An 18,698-nucleotide genomic window follows, 5' to 3' on the forward strand; every position below is an offset into this window, starting at 1 on the left:
ATATCCTGAAAACTCCAATCTGTGATACACTTGCTTCGTTGACTGAAAACGAGCAATACTGTGAGCTATTTTATTTTCACTGGAGTTGCTTCGATGGAATACTACGCGGACATTCTGATTGTGGGTGGAGGTATTATCGGTCTCTGTATCGCCCGTGAACTGCTTGCCCAGGGATACGAGAACATCTACCTCATAGACAAGGAGGTTGCACTCGGCAAGCATGCCTCAGGTAGAAACAGCGGGGTACTTCATGCTGGCATCTATTACCCGCCGGGCAGCCTGAAGGCACAGTCGTGCCTGCGAGGCAATTTTTTGATGCGGGCCTATTGCCAGGAAAGGGAATTGCCTCTGCATGAAACCGGCAAGGTCATCGTAACCACCAGGGAGGAGGATATTCCACTCCTTCATGAACTTCACAGGCGAGCCACTGCCAACGGCGCTAAAGTTGATCTCATTGACGAGTGTGAACTCCACGAAATAGAGCCTTTTGCCCGTACTCACCAGCTTGCCCTCTTTTCGCATTACACCGCAGTGGTCGATCCAAAAAGAGTACTGCTTTCACTGCGAGACGATCTGCTGTCATCTGGACGGCTCAGGTTGTTGCTAGGCTGTGCTTTCCAGAATATGCCAGCTGCCAATGTTGCTGGAACCACGGCAGGTCCTATTCGCTTCAAGGTGTTGATCAATGCTGCCGGCGCTCACTGCGACCGAATAGCCAGAAAGTTTGGCCTTGCCGCCAATTTCAGGCTGGTGCCATTCAAGGGGACTTACAGAAAGCTCAGACAGAAAAAGAATCATCTGGTTAGGGGTAATATTTATCCTGTGCCGGACATCCGCAATCCATTCCTTGGAGTTCACCTCAGCAGGAACGTCCATGGAGAAGTCTATCTGGGACCGACTGCCATGCCAGCCTTGGGCCGAGAGAATTATGGTCTTGTCAGCGGCATCGACCTGGAAGCGCCTCTGATCTGCTTGCGGGATGCAGTGCTCTTTCTTGCCAACCCGTATTTCAGGCAGGTGGCCTTGACTGAACCGAAAAAGTATTGCCCCCGATCCTTCTACGATGATGTGCGTAAACTGGTCAGGCAGTTGACTCCTGAAGACATTGTTCCCTCAGATAAAGCCGGCATTCGGGCTCAACTGGTAAATTGGACAACGAAGGAGCTCATTATGGATTTTCTAGTGCTCCGCGAGGAAAGAAGTGTCCACATCCTTAATCCCATCTCGCCAGGCTTTACCAGCGCTATGGATCTGGCCCGCACTGTGGTCGCTCAATATCTGCCTTCCTGAAATACAAAGCGAACAGTGTATCAATGCGGTCAGAGGAACAGCCTACCGGGAAGAACATTTTGACAATCTCAACCGACCCGGAAGATCTTGAACACCACTGTTCCACCATTGGTATAGTCGCAGGGATCTAGACATTGGACATAGGCTTCTTCTGAGTGTTTCCTGGCAATTCCCAGCTGCCTCGCCGATATTCCTCTTGCCAGGGCTACATAGTAAGGCATGATTGAGGCAAGAGAATGCAGGCACACTCTGCCCGAACGGCTTGGATCAAGTATGTAACCATCCTCGAGTACGATCTTGCTATCTGGTTTGTAGACCGGGCATGTTCCCCTGATTTCCACCACTTGAATTACAAGTCGCATGATGAGAGTCCCTCAGCCCTGTTCGTGGCCAAGATATCCTCCTTGCAAAAGGTATGACAATGGTCAGAATCCTTGCTTGCCAGAGATGCTATACTACTCGCTGGATGACTCCTCCAGAGCATCCGCCAGTTCAGATATGCCTTCAAAGTCAAATTCCTCCGCCATCTTACTGATCCTGCCGCTGATAGGCGCCAGGGACTCAGAGCGAGATTCCAGGTATTCGGCAACGGCGGTCAGCTCCATGACATCACCCATTTCGGCAGCCTGACGCAGTCGGCTGCAGATCTCGCCAGCCAGCTCAGCGGAAAGCATAATGGCAATTTCTTGTGCTGACTCGGCGTCAGGCTCTTTCGCGGCTGGCGTCAGAGTTTGCACTGACCGCAAGGTTTTTTCGAGCGCCTGTTCCAGTGCAGCGGTCTTTTGCTCGATTTCAGCAGAGTCTGCCGTCTCCTCCTTGCCCCCCTTCTTGATGAGCTTTTCCATTTCCACTGCTGCTGCATGGAGCTCAACAGCAGAGAGGTTCCCTGCCACCCCTTTAAGACTATGGACGAGATGGTGAGCCCTGTCCAGATCGTTGGCAGCCAGCGCCTCTGATATCTCTGTGGCAGCCTCGGCGTAACTATTGCTGAAATCTAACAGCAGCTTTCTATACAGACGCATATTCCCTTGCAAACGCGCCAATCCTGCGCCGATATCGAACCCGGGCAAAGAATCCGGCAAGAACTCCTCTCCATCAGCTGCAGGTTCAGCAGCACCAGCTTCATGTGGTGCGCTGTCCGAAACCGACTTCAACTGGTCAGCATCCTCCACAGGAGCCGCGATTTCTTGCCGCTTGATCCACCTGACCAAGGCTGCGAAAAGTTGCTCGGGATCAATTGGCTTGGTCACGTGATCATTCATACCGGCTTCCAGACACTTTTCTCTGTCGCCTTTCATAGCATGCGCGGTCATGGCAATGATGGGAATATCTCGGATTTCTGCTCTCGAGCTTCGAATCTTCCGGGTAGCCTCGAAACCATCCATCACTGGCATTTGCAGATCCATGAGTATGACGTCATATTCCTTTTCCTGGACAGCATTCACCGCCTCCTGGCCGTTGTCGGCCACGGTAACTTTCAGGCCCGCCCCCTCGAGTATCTCCTGTGCAATCTGTTGATTTATTGCATTGTCATCCACCAACAATACTTGCGCCCCACGAATATTTTCCAGTGCTTCGACTTCCTCCCTTCTCCTGTGATGAGCTGTAACGGTTCTCATACTCTCTGCACCCATGCTCTCCATAATTGTATCGAGAAGCACTGATGGACTTACTGGTTTAAGAAGAAAACCATCCAGACCCGCCCTTTCAGCTTCCTGGATGACCTCTTCTCGACCGTAGGCAGTCACCAGAATAATCGGGGGAATTTTTTGCAGTCTGGGATTTCTCTTAATTCTTCTTGCCGTCTCGATGCCATCCATTCCCGGCATCTTCCAGTCCATTATGACCAGTTCAAATGGTTGACTTGTGGCTCTCTTGTCAATCTCTGCCAGTCCTTCTTCTCCTGAGACTGCCAGCGTAACCTGAAAGGAGAAGGACTGCAGCATTTCCCTGAAAATCCTCCTGGAGGTAGGATTGTCATCGATCACCAACACCCTGGTGCCCCTGAGGCCAGTGGGAGGCACAAATCGCTTTTTCTCTACTTCTTGGCCCAGGCCAAAGGTGGCAGTAAAGTGAAAAGTGCTGCCCTGGCCTGGTTCACTCTCCACCCAGATTTCACCCCCCATCATCTCCACTAGCCTCTGGCTTATGGTGAGACCCAGACCAGTGCCACCGTACTTTCTGGTGGTGGAAGTGTCAGCCTGGCTAAAGGGTTGAAAAAGGCGATCAATTTGTTCCTGATTGAGGCCGACCCCGGTATCGCGCACCGAAAACTTCAAGGTTACCTTATCTTTCTCTAAGTTCACCACCTCCGTAGAAACCACTATCTCCCCTGAGTCGGTGAATTTTACCGCGTTGTTGCTGAGGTTGAGCAGCACCTGTCCCAGTCTCATGGGATCGCCTACCAGAAACTTTGGAACCTCCGACGCAGTGGAAAAGAGGACCTCCAGGTCTTCTTTCTCCTGCGCCTTTACCGTGATGAGATTGGCCAGATTGTCCAATACACTGTCCAGGTTGAAGTCCACCTCTTCCATGTCCAGCTTGCCGGCCTCAATCTTGGAGAAGTCCAGGATATCGTTGATGATGCCCAGCAACGACTTGGCTGATGATTCAATCTTGGTGAGGTAATCCCGCTGTTTAGGGGTAAGATCGGTCTTCAGCGCCAGATGAGCCATGCCAATCACTGCGTTCATAGGAGTGCGGATCTCATGGCTCATGTTGGCCAGAAATTCGCTCTTGCTCTTATTGGCATTGTCCGCCGCGATTCTGGCCTGGATCAATTCCTCCTCCATCTTTTTGCGATCAGAAATATCGCTTTTTACGGCCACAAAATGGGTAATTTCTCCTTCCTCATCGAATACTGGTGCAATAGATGAACTCTCCCAGTAAATTTCACCATTCTTTTTCCTGTTTTGAAACTCCCCTCGCCAGATTTTTCCTGAAAGAATCGTCCGCCAGAGTTCCTGGTAAAACTGCCTGTCGTGTTTGCCCGACTTGAGGATCCGTGGATTCTGTCCCAATGCCTCCTCTGAGGTATAACCAGTAACTTCAGTAAACTTGGCATTGACATATTCGATCACACCATGTTTGTTCGTGATGACCACGGATGCTGGACTGTTCTCTGTGGCACGGGAAAGCTTGCGCAGTTGATCCTGCGCATGCTTCCGATCTTCAATATCAACTATGGCGCCGGCCATGCGCAGTGGCTTGCCGTCCTCATCCCAGAGGGCCTGGCCTGTGGCTCTGAACCAGCGATATTCTCCAGACTTGCACCGCAAGCGAAACTCGGCAAAATAAGGAGTTCTTTTTTCGAGATGCTCCTGCAAAGCTGCCAGCGCCGCCTGGCGATCATCAGGATGCAGGCTTTCCTCCCAGGCAGAGAAGGTGTCGCCGAATTCACCCATCTCATACCCCAGGAGTTCGTGGAAACGTTCGGAGTACCAGGCCTTGCCAGTTTCTAGCCGCAGATCCCAGATGCCAGCGCCAGCCCCTTTCACTGCCAGGGCAAAGCGCTCTTCACTTTCAGAAAGCTCAGCAGTTCGCTGTTCTACTATGTGCTCCAATTCCTCATGAGATTTCCGCAAATCACGAGCTGCCTTTTTTTCAACCAGAACTGCCAGGAAAAGCGAAAAGAGAGCGAGAAAGACGGTAATTGCCAGCACAGTGACGATCACCCGCCGCATGGTGTAATAGGTACTCAGGGCTTCAGACTTGTCGATCTTCGTAGCCAGGCCGATCCCCAGATGATCATCCCATGTCCAGGCGCCAAATACCGGCACGCCCCTGTAGTCCCGGTATCCTTCTATGTTGACACCTTTTTTGCCTTTGGTGGCCTGGGCAGCCATAAATGTCAGGGGCTGCTGATAGCGCGGCACCGAAGGAGTGTAGCCTTTGAGCAGGTTGCCTCCAGGGTCACGCAAGCTGACGGACAGTATGGCCATCTGGTCCTCCCTGAGCAGTCCAATTCTCCGCAATTGTGCTTCAAAACGACTCTCAGAGAGCAGCTTTCCATATCTATCAAAGGCATATGTTTCGCCGGTTTTGCCAAGCTCCCACATTTGTAGCAATCTGGTAAAATCTTTAAAGGGGTCCACTCTTCTGGCAACCACGGCAATTACTTCACCTCGAGCATTTCTTATTGGTGCAGCAAAAAACATAGCTTGCACACTTACCCAGGTATCATCAGCCGCTGACTCAGACAGCAGATCCGCCCACACGGGAGGCACCATTACCGTTTCACCCTGAAAAGCTCGGTGCAAAAGGTCCAATGCTTGAAAGGCGAGCAAATTCTTGTCACCTATATTTGCATCGTACATTGACGCTATGTTAACGAAATCAGGAGAAATAACACAAAATCCTGCTTGACCGAATCGATTTCTATGTCTCCTGAAAAAGGCTCGCATTTCAGTCAATTCTTTGCTTTCGAGCAAATTTTTCTTGCTTCGGGGCACCATGAGTTGTAATTGCACGAGGGTGATCAGCCGGGGATCTTTTGTGAGCTGCTGCACCTGCTCTTTCTGAATTTCTGCCCAGAGATTTAGCGACTCCTGAGTCGACTCGACAATTACTGGTAAAGATTCTGCTATGTTCGTCCTGACTCTTTGCTCAACCCGCTGAAGTGCCACCCAGGCAACAGTGATCACCAGGACGATGAAACAAATTGCGAATATCACCACAAGGGTCAGCGCATCACTCGAGCCGCACTGAGACATGAGGCTTCTCCTGGGTCCTGCTTTCAAGAGCCAGTAACCCAGCAGGATGACGCCGAAGGCAACCACGAAGGGAAGACCTGCGAGCAAAACAGCCCCTCTTTCATCTGGAATATTGGCCCAGCTAAACAGCAGGGTAAGGAGCAGAATAATTGTACAGATGACTCCTATGGACAGGGCACGCATCTTGTTCTCCCAAAATGTGTACATCGATACATTTCTTACAACCGCAAAAGAATACCTGCAATGTAAAGATTTATAAAGAGGAAATAAGTGCAGCCCGGCTGGTCCTGTCAGATAAGCGTCCTATTTCAACGTCTTCGCTTTTACTTCGGCGGCTGGGAAGAATTGCTTGACATCTTGATGCAGAACATCTACATTTAAATGCATGAAACGGACAACTTTGACGATTGATGAAGACCTGTTGAAACAGCTCAAGCAGAATGCAGCGAGTGAGGGTAAAACTTTGGCTGCCCTGGTGAACGATCTCCTGCGACACTCCCTTGCCAGCCGGTCACAGCAACGAGATTACAAGCTGGATCTGGAGGGCTGGGATGCTGAGCTCCAGCCTGGCGTTGACATTCTGGATCGTGACAAGCTCTTCGACCTCATGAATGGCCGGTGACCCGTGGTGGCAATCGATACCAATATTCTGGTGTATGCAGAGATCCGGTCCAGCGCACATCATCAGACTGCCAGGCAGATTCTCAAGGAATTGGCAGAGGCCAGCCATCCTTGGGCCATTCCCTGGCCATGCGTGTATGAGTTCCTTCGAGTGGTAACTCATCCGCGAGTCTATCACCCAGTCATTCCTCTAGACTTAGTACTGAGGGATCTGGGCAGAATACTGAATTCCCCCACCTTGGTATTGCTTCATGAAACCCCGAATCATCAAAACATTATGTTGGCAGTTATAAAAGAGGCGGGCGTAACCGGCAACCTCATTCATGATGCCCATATAGCCGCCCTCTGCCTGGAACATGGAATCAGCGAACTCATCAGCGGAGACCGTGATTTCAGTCGTTTCTCTTCACTGAAAGTTAGGAACCCTTTTCATTAATTTTCTCTGATTTTTTCGCTTCTTTTGCTTCCTTCCCTAAGATTGAATAAAATAAAGCCCTCTTGCTGCTGAGGGCTTCATTGGCCTTGGCTCGGGGGCGTGGATTCGAACCACGGTTAGAGGTTCCAAAGACCCCTGTCCTACCCCTAGACGACCCCCGAACAGAACTCACATATTGTACTCGCTTTTCGGCTCAAGACAAGCTGAAATATATCAAAAAAGTTTGCCTGCAGAGTGTTCACAGAAGACCAGATCATGCCAATAGGTTACTTATTCCCTTTGCGGCTGAAAAATCGAAAGAGAAACTCTTCATCTTTGGGTGAAAGGCCAAACTTTTGCGCGGCCTTTTCAATCATGCTGGTCAGTGAACCGCATTTTTCAGGCTCATACTGCCGTTTATCAGAAATCCACTGCACCGCCTTGCGGACGTTTGCCCCTTGAGGTGTAATATCCTCCATAAAATTCCTTTCCTGTCGCAGGTTTCTCGCTCATTCGAGTATCGGCCTGCCTCTACTCTTTACTGTTGGCGTCCACCTCATCAGCGAAACCACGAAGGTAATCCTCCCATTCTACAGGAAGCAGGTACTTCTTTTTGGTGTTGCATTCTTTACAGACCGCGGCCACATTACCCTTGGTTGTCTTGCCGCCGCGAATAATTGGCACTATATGATCCATGGTTAAATCTCCGGGGTCGAAACGTCGGCCACAGTAGTGGCAAATGCCTCTGGCAAGGCGCTGCCGCCACCAACGGCTCTTGCGCAACTCTCTCGCCTTGGCGCGCTCTTTTCTTATTTCCTGCTCAGTTACTGTAATGATAAATGACATACGGCTCACACCTTTGGCTCAACCAGGGTAAATCCTTCAGGAGTAACAGTGCCCAGGCGGAAGGGCGGTCCCACTCCGTGCCCAGCATCTGCCATTTGAGCCAGAAACTGCTGGGCAAAATCAAGCAGCTCCGCTAGAGGCCGCTTCTCTTCACACAATTTCAGCAGCCGCATCTCCCCTGAGAGAGTTCGCGGAATGGCCACACACATCCCGAACCTAATCTGCTGCAGAGGCAGACTAGATGCCTCGGAGCCCCACAGGACCAGTTGATATGGCTGGCTGCCCTTCTTGAAAGAATAGCCGCCTACCAGAAAAAAAATTCTCTGCAATTCTTCGTTTTTTCTGGTCAATCCGGGGTTGTCAAGCAGGTACTCCCTGTATTGCAGGTTCAAGTATGGCCCAGCAACTGAAGTGATGCTTTCGATGTCCACCAGTCCTCGGCGGCCCACATAGCGCTGCAATGATCGGCTCAGCTCCACGCTGATGCCCATGCCGCCACTGACGACGAAGGCATGACTGCCGAGAGAAAACAATTTATCCACCGGGAAATGCACAACCTCTTCGTTTGTATCCACGGCAGTGGCCATGCTGTCAGTGGCTACCATGATCCCCTCCGGGGTGATGCCGCTCAATATCTGGGTCATAGTCCTCCAATCTAGTTCAGCTCATTCATTTGTCTGTGATCACCCGAAAGGCACTCTCCTTCCTGCAACTGCCACACGGACACGCTGTCGTCGAGATTCCTTATGAGTGCAACCGTTTCCGGGTGACAGGTAAAAAAGAGTATCTGGTTCTCGGAGGCCAACTCGAACATGGCCCTGGCAGCGGCAGCAGCCCTTTCGGGATCGAAGTTTACCAGGATATCGTCCATGACGACAGGTAGAGGGCGAGCCCGCCTCCCAAATTCTTTAATGTAGCCAAAACGTAGAGAGAGGTAAAGCTGTTCTGCAGTGCCGCGACTCAAAGTGAGCAAATCGTTTTGCTTGCCACCGGCTTGCATCACCCTGATTCGTTCTTCCCCGGAGGGCGCCAGGATTTTTTTATATCTGCCTCCTGTGATGGTGCGAAAGAATTTCTCTGATTCCCGGACTACCGGCTGTTTTCTTTCAGTTTCGTAGACCTGGCGTGCTCTTCTCAAGAAGTGCAGTCCAAGGGCCAACACACTCCACTCACGTGCCGCCTCTGTGAGCGAGGATATGAGTTCACTGCGTTTTTGTCGTAACAGCGCCAGCTCTTCTGCCGTTTCCAATCTTTGCTTCCTCTCATCCAGGCGGCCGAGTTGCTCACGCAACTGGCCAATCTCGTTTTCAAGAGCTGTCACTTCTCTTTGCTTTTGCTCCCGTTCGCTGCGCAGACTCTCGAGGGACGTCTGCCTGAGCTCATCCTGGAAAGCCTGTTGCTGTGGTCCTCTACCGCCAAGGTTTTCCAGACTGCTGAGGTGATGTCTGATCTCCGCCACAACTCTCGATCTCTCCTCGAAGACCCTTGCTCGCTGCCGAAACACCTTCTCTTCGCTGCAGCCCCCCTCTGTGAACAGGTAGTGCAATTCTCTGTCCACTTCTGAAAGTTGAGTCTCAATCCGGGCAAGCTCATCGCTGGTTTCTCGAAGAGCCTCACTGATCTGTTCAGAACTCTGCTGGGCAGCCACTGCTTGCTCCAGTTCATGTATCATCCGGCTTATCATCGGTTCAATATCAATAGCATGTCCACTTTCTACGCCCACCTGTTTGGCTGCAGCCAATACCATCTTTTCGTAAGAACTTACACTACCTGCCAGCGCTCGTTCCCTTTCTTCAAGATCAGCCAGATTGCGAGCCTGTTGCCAGAGGGTGCGAACTCGCTCCATGACTTCCAGCGTACTCGAGGGTGAGAGGTCAGTGGCCAACCCCATCTGTTGCAGCCAGTGCCCCCATCGCCCTTCTGCCGCCTGGAGATCATTACGTGCTCGAGACAGAGCCTCTTCTCGGGCAGACAGCTCTTCCTGGCAGCGTTCGAGGTCTGCCTTCATCTCCTGGCAGCGATCTCGAACTCGCTGCCATTGTTGCAACAGTTCCTGGGCAGCCTTGAGGCTGACCTCCATTTTGTCTATTTCTTCTCTAGAGATATTGCCGCTCAAACCCAGAGCCAGGCATCTCTCTCGAAGTTCTCTTTCTCTTGCCTCGACTCGAGCTTGACAGTGCTTTTCTTCTCTAGTCAAAGTATCCAGTGTTCTTGCCACCTCCAGAAGCTCCGCCGTTGTCTGTTCTACCTGGGCTTTTTGCTGCCGCCGCTGCCACAAGACAACGGCAAGCCAGCAACCGCTGAGTATAAGCCCCCCTATAGCCGCCAGCAGACCTGCAGCAAGATCCCCGTACCAGGCTGTTGTCCCCGTAACTGCAGCCGCAACAAGCACAACAATGGCCACGGACCACAGGGGCAGCCAGCGGCTAGCCGCCAGTCTCTCCTGCAAGCGTTCTTGCTGGCCTCGAAAGTCAGCAACCCTTTCACGCAGGTGTTGCCAGCGCTGCCGCAACTCCTGCCGCGATCGCAAGATATTCCGGAGAGAGCGCAATTCAAGATGTCGCCGCCAGAGTTCGTCTGCCTCCTTCATTGGCGGCTCCGGCATCTGCGCCAGAGTCCTGTCAGCCTCCAGCACCTTGATGCGCATCTCTGCGACCGATTTCCTGGCGTGCTCTCTGCTTTGCTCTGCTCCCTGCTTTGCTTGGCGGACTATGTTGAGCTCTTCCTGGAAGCGACGCACTTTCTCTTTCGCCTCTATGGACCTGTCAAATTCGCTGATCCTGGCCAGGTTCCACTCGGGACCCAGGGCTCTGAGATCTTCAGCCAGGGCCTCTCTCTCTTTTTTCAGGCGGAGTCGAAGTTCAAGCAATTCTTTTCTGGAAGAGACAAAACTGTCAAAACCTCTCTCCAGCAGTCGGATGGCTTCTGCTGCTGCCAGCCATTTCTCGTAATCCGGTATGGAATGAAGTTTCTCCTTCAACTGCTTGATTTTTTCCAGCATTTCATGCTGTCGAGGTTGGAGCACCTGCTTTCTTTCCTGCAGTCTTTCCAGACGGTGAATGCCATCCTCGGGAAAATCTTCTATTTCTGGCAGGTCTGCAAGTCGTTCTCGCAACCCTTCCATTGCTACCCAGTGCTCCCAGCCAGCCTCCAACAGTTTCAGTCGCTCCAGTCTCTGGCGTTTCCGCCGCAGCTTCTCTTCCAGTACCTCGACACGTTCAGCACTCTGCACCAGCTGCAGGCAGAGGGTATCATAGAGGTCCACTTCAGCTATCTCTCGCTTGATAGCCTGTTCCACCTGCCCGAGTTCTTTGAACAACTGGTTGATAACGGGCTTCTTGCCTCCTGGTTTAAAGAGGTTTCCCAACGAGCCCTGGAGCTTTTTTTCCACAGCTGCCAGCGACACCTGGCCAACGCCGGTGCCTGCGCTGTAGATGGCAGCCCTAACTGCTTGACTGTTGAGCGACTCGAACCGCTGCAGTTCGTTGAGACTGAAGGCAAACACTGAACGGAAGAGATCTTCGGTAGCTGCGCCAGTGAGTTGCCGTAGAATTTCCTCGCCTCCTTCGCTGCCGTCAGGCAGCAGTACTGTGACCGGACCTCGTTTGGGGCCGTAGTAGCGCGAAACCACGTACAGATTGCCCTCGTTGTCTATAAGATGCAGACGGCCTCCATGACGGCCGCCAGACAGGGGTGGATAGAGATTCTCACGACGCTGGCCTGGTGGAAAGCCAAAGAGCATCGTTCTCAGGAAGGCAAGCAGGGTAGTCTTGCCAGACTCATTTTTTCCAGCAAATACATTCAATCCTGGCGACAGGCCGGAGACATCCAGATTGCAGAAAACTCCAAAGCCGTCTATATGCCAGCCAGTGAATCTCATTGGCCCTCCCCGCCTATCAGTTCATCGAGGCACAAGGTTTCCGCTTCCCTGATCATATCAACGAGCTCTTCTTGTTGGGGCATCTGCAGAAAGATTCGCCCGCGGCGGTCGTGGTAGAGTGACTGCAGTACTTCCAGAAGCCCTTTATAATCACCGCGATAAGATTCGATCACTCTGAGGGTTTCACCAATGAAGTCAGCAGCCTGTCGTCGGCTGGCAATGTCGATGGCGGGGCTGGTATGCCACACCAATTTTTCCACCCAGACCGGTTTTTCCTCTCTGAGGCCGGTTTCGCGGATCTGCTCGGTGAGGTCCTCCACAAATCCCGGACGGCGCAGGCTGGCATGCAGTGGCCCACGGCCGACCAGGGTGATTCGAACAATGGCCGGCCGCGACTCCGCCTGGTCGCGGCTTTCTTCGCAGACCCTCTCCAGCGCCTCGACAAGCTCCACCTCCCGTTCGAGAGTAGATATATCAACCCTTTTGGACAACCAACGTACAGCGTCTACAGGTTCAAAGGTTACCTGCACCTGGCCGCTACTGTTTACCTCCACAAGAAAACAGCCTCGGGCTCCTGATTCGCGAATCTGGCGGCCCTGGGTATTGCCTGGATACCCGATGAAAGGCTGGCTATGCATTAGTATTCGCTGGCGATGAACATGCCCCAGGGCCCAGTAATCAAGATCAGCGCTCTGAAGATCTGCTATGCTCCGCGGGGCATATGTCTCATGAGCCGGGTCTTCGCCCACGCTGCAATGAAAAAGAGCTATCTGAAAAGGCTCTCGGCCCATCCTCCGAAAGCCGAGACCAAAGGAACGATCAATTTGGCTGTGCGGGTAGCTGATTCCGTGGATACGCACCAGAGGTTCACCTGCCACCGGCACCACTACTGACTCTAAATGCGGCCCGAAAACATACACTTCAGAAGGCCACTGCAGCGATGCAGACCAGCCATCCAGGGGATCATGGTTGCCGTGGCAGACAAAAGAGCGTATGCCGGCAGCTGCCAATTGCTGCAGCCCGGAGTTGAATTTCAGCTGTGCTCGCAGGCTGCGATCCCGACCATCGTACACGTCCCCGGCAACCAGGACAAAATCCACCTCTCTGCGCAAGGCAAGATCAAGCACGTTGTCAAACGCTTGAAATGTGGATTCGCGCAGCAATCTGGCCATGCGGCTGTCTATCTGCTGCAGTCCATGGAAAGGACTGTCTAGGTGAAGATCCGCTGTATGGAGGAAAGAGAAGCTTTTCAAGATTGTCCACTCTTGCAGCAGTGCAGTCTGCGCTCGGCTAACCTGTGGTGACATGCCTGCTCGTCAAACTGACGGCAGGACAAGGGCTTGATATTATGAATAGCACAGAAATAGAAAGGCTTGCCGAAATACTGAAAAAGAAAGGGACAGACCTGTTGATTGACCACTGCTTCTCCTCTGAGGTATTCTTGCCAGTGCTCCGGATAGTTCACGCCCTCGGGATGCTCCGTGGGGACACCGCCAATCTGACAGCAGATGCCGCACAGGCTGCACCATTGTCCTGCAGGCAAAGGATGCTCGCGTCCATCAAGCGGCACACAGGTGATGCTATCCGAATTGAACCTGTGCTGAATATCCCAGCGAATCTGCACAAAGGCTTCAGAGTGCTGTCTAAGTTCTGCAAGCAGATGTGGCTCAAGATCTGCCCTGTCCTTGTTAATATAGAATCGCATGCCGTCAACATCGGCAAAATAAGTGGCGGCCACCATGCCCAGAGGGAAATATGGATCAACAAGTGCCCTCCCCAGCAAAGTACGGTCTTGCTGGCATGGGTAGCGCTGCAGAAGTAATTCCAATCTTGCGGATATGGAAACATCCACACCCCTGCGGCCGAGGCGAAGTAATTCTTGCTGGACTCGCGCAAATTGATGGAATAAATCAGTGAGTGAAATTTTTGCTGCGTTCATGGAATTCCCAGGTAAGTAGTGGTGCCGAGATGACATTGAGGCTCTATATAGCACATTCAAGAGAATTATTCATCAAGCATCTCCGCTGAATTCTTCTATAAAAAGCAATTTCATCTGTCATGAAAGTCGCATCTCACAATGCGGAACCCGTAACTCGCAAGCAAAAATTCTCGCTAGTTCGCCCTTGACTTTTGCAAACAAACATAGCAAATAGTAATGTAATCTTTACACCGTTCAGAAAATGAGCGCTGCTATAATTATCGAGTTATGCTCTAGGTGAAAGCCATCCAGACTCGTCCTGGATGGCTTTTTCAGTAAGAGGGAAACAATGGAACCGTGCCCTTTTCGGGGGAATTTCCTATTCAGGAGGTGGGATTATGCGTCTGTTCATTATCTCAACCAGCATAGTAGCTTGTCTGCTGGCCTTTTTGTTGCTGGCACCCTTGTCCGCCTCGGCTGAAGCTCCGAAGCTCATCAGAATAGGCCTTACTGTTTCTGCCAGCGGCAAATTCGCCACCGAGGTTGGGCCTTTCCAGAAACTGGTCAAAGCCTGGGCTGCTGAGATAAACAAGCGGGGAGGAATCTTTCTCAAGGAGCTTGGCCGCAAGCTGCCGGTCGAAATCATCAGTTATGACGACCGCAGTGACGCTGCCACTGCCAGACGCTATTACGAGCGTCTGGTGACCATTGACCGCGTGCACCTGCTGTTCGGGCCCTACAGCAGCCCTCTTACCTTCGCCGCCAGTATTGCCGCTGAGCAATATCATGTGCCCTTTATTGCCATCTGCGCCAACTCGCCCAAAATATACAGCAGGGGTTTCCAGTGGCTGGTCTGCGTCATTGATGCTGCACCGCGGTACACCTATCGCTACTGGGAGATGATCAAGGCTGAAGGCAAGGCTCGCACAGTTGGCTTCGTGGTGGAAGACACCCTGCACCCGGTGGGCGTCTACCAGGGTTCGCGCCAACTTGCCGTGGAAGCTGGGCTTCGCGTGGTGACCAGTGAAGTCCTGCCCCCTGACAGCAGCGATTTCACAGCTGCCATTATGAAACTGAAAAAGTTCGATCCAGACATTGTCTATGTGTCTGCCAACATCCCCTTTGCCGTGGCCTTCATGAAGCAGGCCTATCAGCTAAAATTGTCGCCGCGCGAATTTCACTGCATCCATCACAGCGGCGTTTTTCGGCGGCCGCTCGGCAAAGCTGCTGAATTTGTAGTGGGGCAATCGTACTGGGCTCCGGGAATGAAGTACAGCAATCCCCAACATTTCTTGCGGCTCCTCCAGGAAGCTGGGATAAGCCTGGAAGACTATCCCTGGTCTCCAGCATATATGATGGCCTTTGAAATTGCTGAAGCAGCTCTGACACAGGCTGGCTCTGTCGATGCCGCCCAACTCATGCATTCCTTGAAAAACCTGAAGATCACCACCATAGGTGGTCCAGACTATTTTGCTGACAACGGTGTCGGTGCCATCAACACCTATCCGTCGCAAATTCAAGATGGCAAGTACCAGATCATTTGGCCACCGGAAGTGGCAACAGCCCCTCATGTTTATCCGCGGCCACAGTGACGCACGCCAAAGCGTGATTCATAAAATCCGGATCTGCAAGGGGGTAGGAGACAACAACTGTGGATCTGCACACTATTGTTCAGCTCCTGTTGAGCGGTCTGCTTCTAGGAGGAATATATGGCCTGGTTGCAGTGGGACTGGCCCTCTGTTTTGGCGTATTGGGCCTGCTCAACCTGGCGCATGGAGCCTTCCTGATCCTGGCAGCTTTTCTCTACCAGACGCTAGCCATGTGGCCTGCTGCCACAGACTTGCTTTTTATGTGTGCTCTGCTGGTGCCGCTGCTAGTGGCAGGAATTGGCTGGGGTCTATTCCGCCTGTTTCTTTGTGGGCCCTTGCAACGGGCCACCGACGACTTGCTGACGCCGGCACTCCTTATCACTCTTGGTATGTCTTTGCTGGTGGAAAACTCTATAACCAGTATCTGGCAGGTGAATGCCGTGGGGTTGTCCAGCCACCTGCCCACTCTATACTGGCTGGGGCTTTACCTCCCGGGCAATCGGCTCCTTGTCCTCTTTGCCATGATACTGATTTCCATCCTCGTGCAATTGTGGCTGCAGCACACTGACATTGGCCGCTCTGTGAGAGCTCTGGCCCAGAATGCTACCGGTGCTACCCTCATGGGAATTTCTTTCAGCCGAGTTACCGGCATCGTCTTTGCCCTGGCCACGCTGCTGGCAGCCGTTGCAGGACTTTTCTACGTTTCCATCTTCACCATTACTGCAGACAGGGGACTCAGCCTGACACTTAAATCGCTTTTTCTTATCGTGGTAAGCGGCAGTGGCTCACTGATACGACCACTGGTTGGCGGTTTGCTGCTTGGCGTTCTCGAGACCATGCTGGCCAGTCCCTTCGGCTCTAACTGGGCAAGCACTCTGTCCATCGTCATTCTGTTAGGATTGCTTTGCTGGCGTCCTCGAGGCATTTTCCTGAGGCACGGGTTTTCTGGTGTTGCTCACACAGATTGATCAAGAAAAAACACTGCCAGTTCTGCTTGCCGGCCTGGTCTTTTTGCTGTTCGGCATCTCTTCTCTCCAGGGTGGCTACCTTCGCCTCTTTGCTGCCGGCCTGTTTCTCCACCTGAGCATGGCCTTGAGCTACGACATGGTTGGCGGACTTCTGGGATATCTGCATCTGGGACACGGGCTCTTCTTTGGCGGTGGCGCCTACGTGGCTGCCCTGGCCCTGCAACACAACCTGGGTATAGTGGCCGCTCTGGTCATGGGCGCCGTGTTGATGGCGCTTGCAGCCGTCCTGCTCAGTCTTCCCCTGTTCCGACTGGGGGGTGCTGTCTTTGCCCTGGCCACCCTGGGCCTGCTCTTTCTCGGCTACCATCTGGCTGCAAATGTGGTGTCACTCACAGGCGGCACTGCCGGATTGTCCCTACCGCCAAGTGCAGATACGCAGAAAACCTTCCTGGCCATCACTGCCCTGGCAGCTCTGGTTGTAGTGGGACACTGGCTTGTCAGCACTTCGAGTCTGGGGCTTAAATTGTCTGCTGTCCGGGAAAGTGAAGAGATGGCTGAATCCATAGGGATTAACAGTGGCAATATCAAGAAAAAGGCGCTGGTCCTCAGCGCCATTCCTGCTGCCATGGCGGGCTGCCTGCATGCCCGGCTGATTTCCTTTATTGTGCCTTCAGAAGTATTCAGCCTTGAACATTCTCTCGCTCCGGTTATCATGTGCCTTCTCATTAAACCGGGCACCACCTGGGGGCCCTTTCTGGGCGCTGTTGTCCTCACCTGTGTCCAGGAACTCTTCTGGACCACTATGCCCAACTTCCAGTCGGCCCTTTACGGTCTGCTTCTCATCGGCCTTGGGGTAGCTCAGACAAGACGCCGATAGTCCAAGTACTGTGAACACAGAGCTCAGGGGCTGATGGAATCACGGCCAGCTGGCGCTTCCAGGGGGAACCGGGAGAGTGGGCAAACTGGACTCAATCGTATCCCCAGTGTTGCCAGCTATTCCAGGACAGAGTCTACCTCATTGTAATGCTGCGAAAAGGTTGAAGCAGCTCCCTTGAAGATGTTTGTCCTGGTAAAGACGTAGTCTGCAATTTGCAAACGAGTTTCCTTGTCCAGATTGTTGAATATGCTTTGCATCTCTGCCAACGAAGCACATTCTTCCAGGGCTTGCCAGGCTTCTTCTACAGTGGCGAATCTCTGCTGTTCTACGCTGGGGCTGGCCTCGTACCTGGCAAACAGATCTACTGCCTGGCGCTCCAGGTCATCGATTCTTTGCTTCAGTTCTTCTGCCTCCTGCAGCAGCTCTTCCATTGAGCTGCACTCTGCACTCAAATGGACAAATCCTCGAGAATCAGCCGGATAACATCTGGCCACAAAGCAAACCGTTGGCAGCGCCTGCTCTTCAGTCGAATCATCTTTGACATCCAAAAGAATTTCATTCTTTGCCATGTTGACACCACTACCTTTCTCCATATCAATAAAGTTGCAAGGGTACAACCAGTTCCTTGCCACCCGGTGCAAACAGTTCAAAGGTGTGCCAGGGACCGCGTTGACACTCTGCCGCCGGTGTCGTACCCTAGCCTGGTACTGGAACCCTAGCCCGCTCTGGTGCGAAGAAATGAGATGAAGCGGATTTTCCTTTATCAACAGTGGCTACACCAGAGGCTCGAAGAGTTCGTTCGTTCGCCACGGCCAACACAATTGCGGGGGCGTACGGTGGCCATGTCTGCACGCCACTATGCGGCTGCCCTGATGCAGGCTTACCTCGGCAGGGCTTCCATGTCCTGGATTGCCGAACAGACTGGCATAACCGTGAATGATCTGAGAGAATGGCGTCGTCAGCCTGAATTCCTCCTGGTGATGGACTGGAGTAAAGCCGTTTTTGCCAGGGCTGCCGAAGAAGTACTCATTCTGAACGATTTTCAGATTCCCCAATACCATGACATTGCCGCAGAACTGTCTCTGCTCGAGGACTCTCTCCGGGTAACATTCCGGGTTCCAGTGTATTATCGCTTCAGGAAAACCGGCCAGCGCCTCATCAGCCGTCATCAGAACAAGATTCCCCTTGAAACCTATGATCTGAGAATTTTCAAGCGGCTGTTCCTCTTCTTCCTGGCCCTTGAGTTCCACTGGCCCAGCCCTGCTGGAAAACGCATCCAGGAAGACTTCCTCCCTTTCGCCCGAGAGGTGGTCTGGCCTCTCCTGGACCAGCGATTCTGGGTGGAACCGGCTCTGCAGGCGGTGCAGGAAACAGTGCCGCTCACTCAGATTCGCCTGGTTCTGGCTACAGAGCTGCAAAGAGCTTTTCGGAGACTCATTGATCAGTGAGCAGCATCCTGCTCACCGCGACATTCTTCTTCATCAAGATAGGACTTGCAGCGATTTCAGTCAATGACATGAAGATCCCTGTAGTATGATCCATCAATACAAAAGAATTCATAGACACCTCGAGGCAGAAAGGC

General features: G+C 52.5%; 16 protein-coding genes and 1 tRNA gene. 7 read left to right on the forward strand and 10 right to left on the reverse strand.

Annotated features, from left to right (window positions below; all coding sequences use genetic code 11):
• Positions 1-93 precede the first annotated feature (93 nt).
• On the forward strand, positions 94-1,290 hold the full coding sequence (gene lhgO, locus JRI89_01495) for an L-2-hydroxyglutarate oxidase (GenBank protein ID MBW2069907.1): 1,197 nt from the start codon (positions 94-96) through the stop codon (positions 1,288-1,290).
• A 68-nt stretch (positions 1,291-1,358) separates the two neighbouring features.
• On the opposite strand, the gene JRI89_01500 is transcribed toward lhgO, so the two are convergent.
• On the reverse strand, positions 1,359-1,655 hold the full coding sequence (locus tag JRI89_01500) for a TIGR04076 family protein (protein MBW2069908.1): 297 nt from the start codon (positions 1,653-1,655) through the stop codon (positions 1,359-1,361).
• Positions 1,656-1,745: 90 nt separating this feature from the next.
• Entirely contained in the window at positions 1,746-6,209 is a 4,464-nt protein-coding gene (locus JRI89_01505) for a response regulator (protein ID MBW2069909.1), read from the reverse strand.
• Between the two features lie 178 nt (positions 6,210-6,387).
• Between JRI89_01505 and JRI89_01510 the strand changes: the two genes are divergently transcribed.
• Together JRI89_01510 and JRI89_01515 are read left to right on the forward strand one after the other, a co-directional pair.
• Positions 6,388-6,624, forward strand: a complete 237-nt coding sequence (locus JRI89_01510) for a DUF2191 domain-containing protein (protein MBW2069910.1) — start codon at positions 6,388-6,390, stop codon at positions 6,622-6,624.
• A 6-nt stretch (positions 6,625-6,630) separates the two neighbouring features.
• Entirely contained in the window at positions 6,631-7,059 is a 429-nt protein-coding gene (locus tag JRI89_01515) for a PIN domain-containing protein (GenBank protein MBW2069911.1), read from the forward strand.
• Positions 7,060-7,146: 87 nt separating this feature from the next.
• Here the strand turns inward: JRI89_01515 and JRI89_01520 are convergent.
• The 7 genes from JRI89_01520 to JRI89_01550 all read right to left on the reverse strand — a co-directional run bounded on the left by JRI89_01520 (position 7,147) and on the right by JRI89_01550 (position 13,703).
• Positions 7,147-7,220, reverse strand: a tRNA-Gln gene (locus JRI89_01520).
• A gap of 105 nt (positions 7,221-7,325) precedes the next feature.
• Entirely contained in the window at positions 7,326-7,517 is a 192-nt protein-coding gene (locus JRI89_01525) for a hypothetical protein (protein MBW2069912.1), read from the reverse strand.
• Positions 7,518-7,569: 52 nt separating this feature from the next.
• Positions 7,570-7,884, reverse strand: a complete 315-nt coding sequence (locus tag JRI89_01530) for an HNH endonuclease (GenBank protein ID MBW2069913.1) — start codon at positions 7,882-7,884, stop codon at positions 7,570-7,572.
• Positions 7,885-7,889: 5 nt separating this feature from the next.
• A complete protein-coding gene (locus JRI89_01535) occupies positions 7,890-8,528 on the reverse strand; it encodes a hypothetical protein (protein ID MBW2069914.1) in 639 nt (212 codons plus the stop codon).
• A gap of 11 nt (positions 8,529-8,539) precedes the next feature.
• Positions 8,540-11,764, reverse strand: a complete 3,225-nt coding sequence (locus JRI89_01540) for an AAA family ATPase (protein ID MBW2069915.1) — start codon at positions 11,762-11,764, stop codon at positions 8,540-8,542.
• A complete protein-coding gene (locus JRI89_01545; protein ID MBW2069916.1) occupies positions 11,761-13,017 on the reverse strand; it encodes a DNA repair exonuclease in 1,257 nt (418 codons plus the stop codon). Before JRI89_01545 ends, JRI89_01540 begins: the two co-directional genes overlap by 4 nt.
• Positions 13,014-13,703, reverse strand: a complete 690-nt coding sequence (locus tag JRI89_01550) for a hypothetical protein (protein MBW2069917.1) — start codon at positions 13,701-13,703, stop codon at positions 13,014-13,016. The genes JRI89_01545 and JRI89_01550 overlap by 4 nt, the downstream gene beginning before the upstream one ends.
• A 377-nt stretch (positions 13,704-14,080) precedes the next feature.
• Here JRI89_01550 and JRI89_01555 point away from each other — a divergent pair, with 377 nt between their 5' ends.
• The 3 genes from JRI89_01555 to JRI89_01565 are packed head-to-tail and all read left to right on the forward strand — an operon-like array spanning position 14,081 to position 17,116.
• Positions 14,081-15,274, forward strand: a complete 1,194-nt coding sequence (locus JRI89_01555; protein ID MBW2069918.1) for an amino acid ABC transporter substrate-binding protein — start codon at positions 14,081-14,083, stop codon at positions 15,272-15,274.
• 59 nt (positions 15,275-15,333) lie between these two features.
• Positions 15,334-16,239: a branched-chain amino acid ABC transporter permease gene (locus JRI89_01560; protein MBW2069919.1), complete on the forward strand. Its 906-nt coding sequence runs from the start codon at positions 15,334-15,336 to the stop codon at positions 16,237-16,239.
• Complete coding sequence (locus tag JRI89_01565; protein ID MBW2069920.1) at positions 16,220-17,116, forward strand: branched-chain amino acid ABC transporter permease; 897 nt, start codon at positions 16,220-16,222, stop codon at positions 17,114-17,116. The genes JRI89_01560 and JRI89_01565 overlap by 20 nt, the downstream gene beginning before the upstream one ends.
• Positions 17,117-17,232: 116 nt before the next feature.
• Here the strand turns inward: JRI89_01565 and JRI89_01570 are convergent, their stop codons facing one another.
• Positions 17,233-17,685 (reverse strand): hypothetical protein, encoded by a 453-nt coding sequence (locus tag JRI89_01570; GenBank protein MBW2069921.1) that lies wholly within the window; start codon positions 17,683-17,685, stop codon positions 17,233-17,235.
• Between the two features lie 174 nt (positions 17,686-17,859).
• On the opposite strand from JRI89_01570, the gene JRI89_01575 reads away from it, so the two are divergent.
• Positions 17,860-18,564, forward strand: a complete 705-nt coding sequence (locus JRI89_01575; protein ID MBW2069922.1) for a hypothetical protein — start codon at positions 17,860-17,862, stop codon at positions 18,562-18,564.
• Positions 18,565-18,698: the final 134 nt, after the last annotated feature.

This window comes from Deltaproteobacteria bacterium (genome assembly GCA_019309045.1).
Taxonomy (GTDB): Bacteria; Desulfobacterota; Syntrophobacteria; order BM002; family BM002; genus JAFDGZ01.

What these genes read in the sequence shown, in the direction of transcription:
- JRI89_01535 (MBW2069914.1), bottom strand. Translation starts at nt 8,528, where the DNA reads ATGACCCAGATATTGAGCGGCATCACCCCGGAGGGGATCATGGTAGCC.
- JRI89_01540 (MBW2069915.1), bottom strand. Translation starts at nt 11,764, where the DNA reads ATGAGATTCACTGGCTGGCATATAGACGGCTTTGGAGTTTTCTGCAAT.
- JRI89_01530 (MBW2069913.1), bottom strand. Translation starts at nt 7,884, where the DNA reads ATGTCATTTATCATTACAGTAACTGAGCAGGAAATAAGAAAAGAGCGC.
- JRI89_01550 (MBW2069917.1), bottom strand. Translation starts at nt 13,703, where the DNA reads ATGAACGCAGCAAAAATTTCACTCACTGATTTATTCCATCAATTTGCG.
- JRI89_01510 (MBW2069910.1), top strand. Translation starts at nt 6,388, where the DNA reads ATGAAACGGACAACTTTGACGATTGATGAAGACCTGTTGAAACAGCTC.
- lhgO (MBW2069907.1), top strand. Translation starts at nt 94, where the DNA reads ATGGAATACTACGCGGACATTCTGATTGTGGGTGGAGGTATTATCGGT.
- JRI89_01505 (MBW2069909.1), bottom strand. Translation starts at nt 6,209, where the DNA reads ATGTACACATTTTGGGAGAACAAGATGCGTGCCCTGTCCATAGGAGTC.
- JRI89_01555 (MBW2069918.1), top strand. Translation starts at nt 14,081, where the DNA reads ATGCGTCTGTTCATTATCTCAACCAGCATAGTAGCTTGTCTGCTGGCC.
- JRI89_01525 (MBW2069912.1), bottom strand. Translation starts at nt 7,517, where the DNA reads ATGGAGGATATTACACCTCAAGGGGCAAACGTCCGCAAGGCGGTGCAG.
- JRI89_01570 (MBW2069921.1), bottom strand. Translation starts at nt 17,685, where the DNA reads ATGGCAAAGAATGAAATTCTTTTGGATGTCAAAGATGATTCGACTGAA.
- JRI89_01575 (MBW2069922.1), top strand. Translation starts at nt 17,860, where the DNA reads ATGAAGCGGATTTTCCTTTATCAACAGTGGCTACACCAGAGGCTCGAA.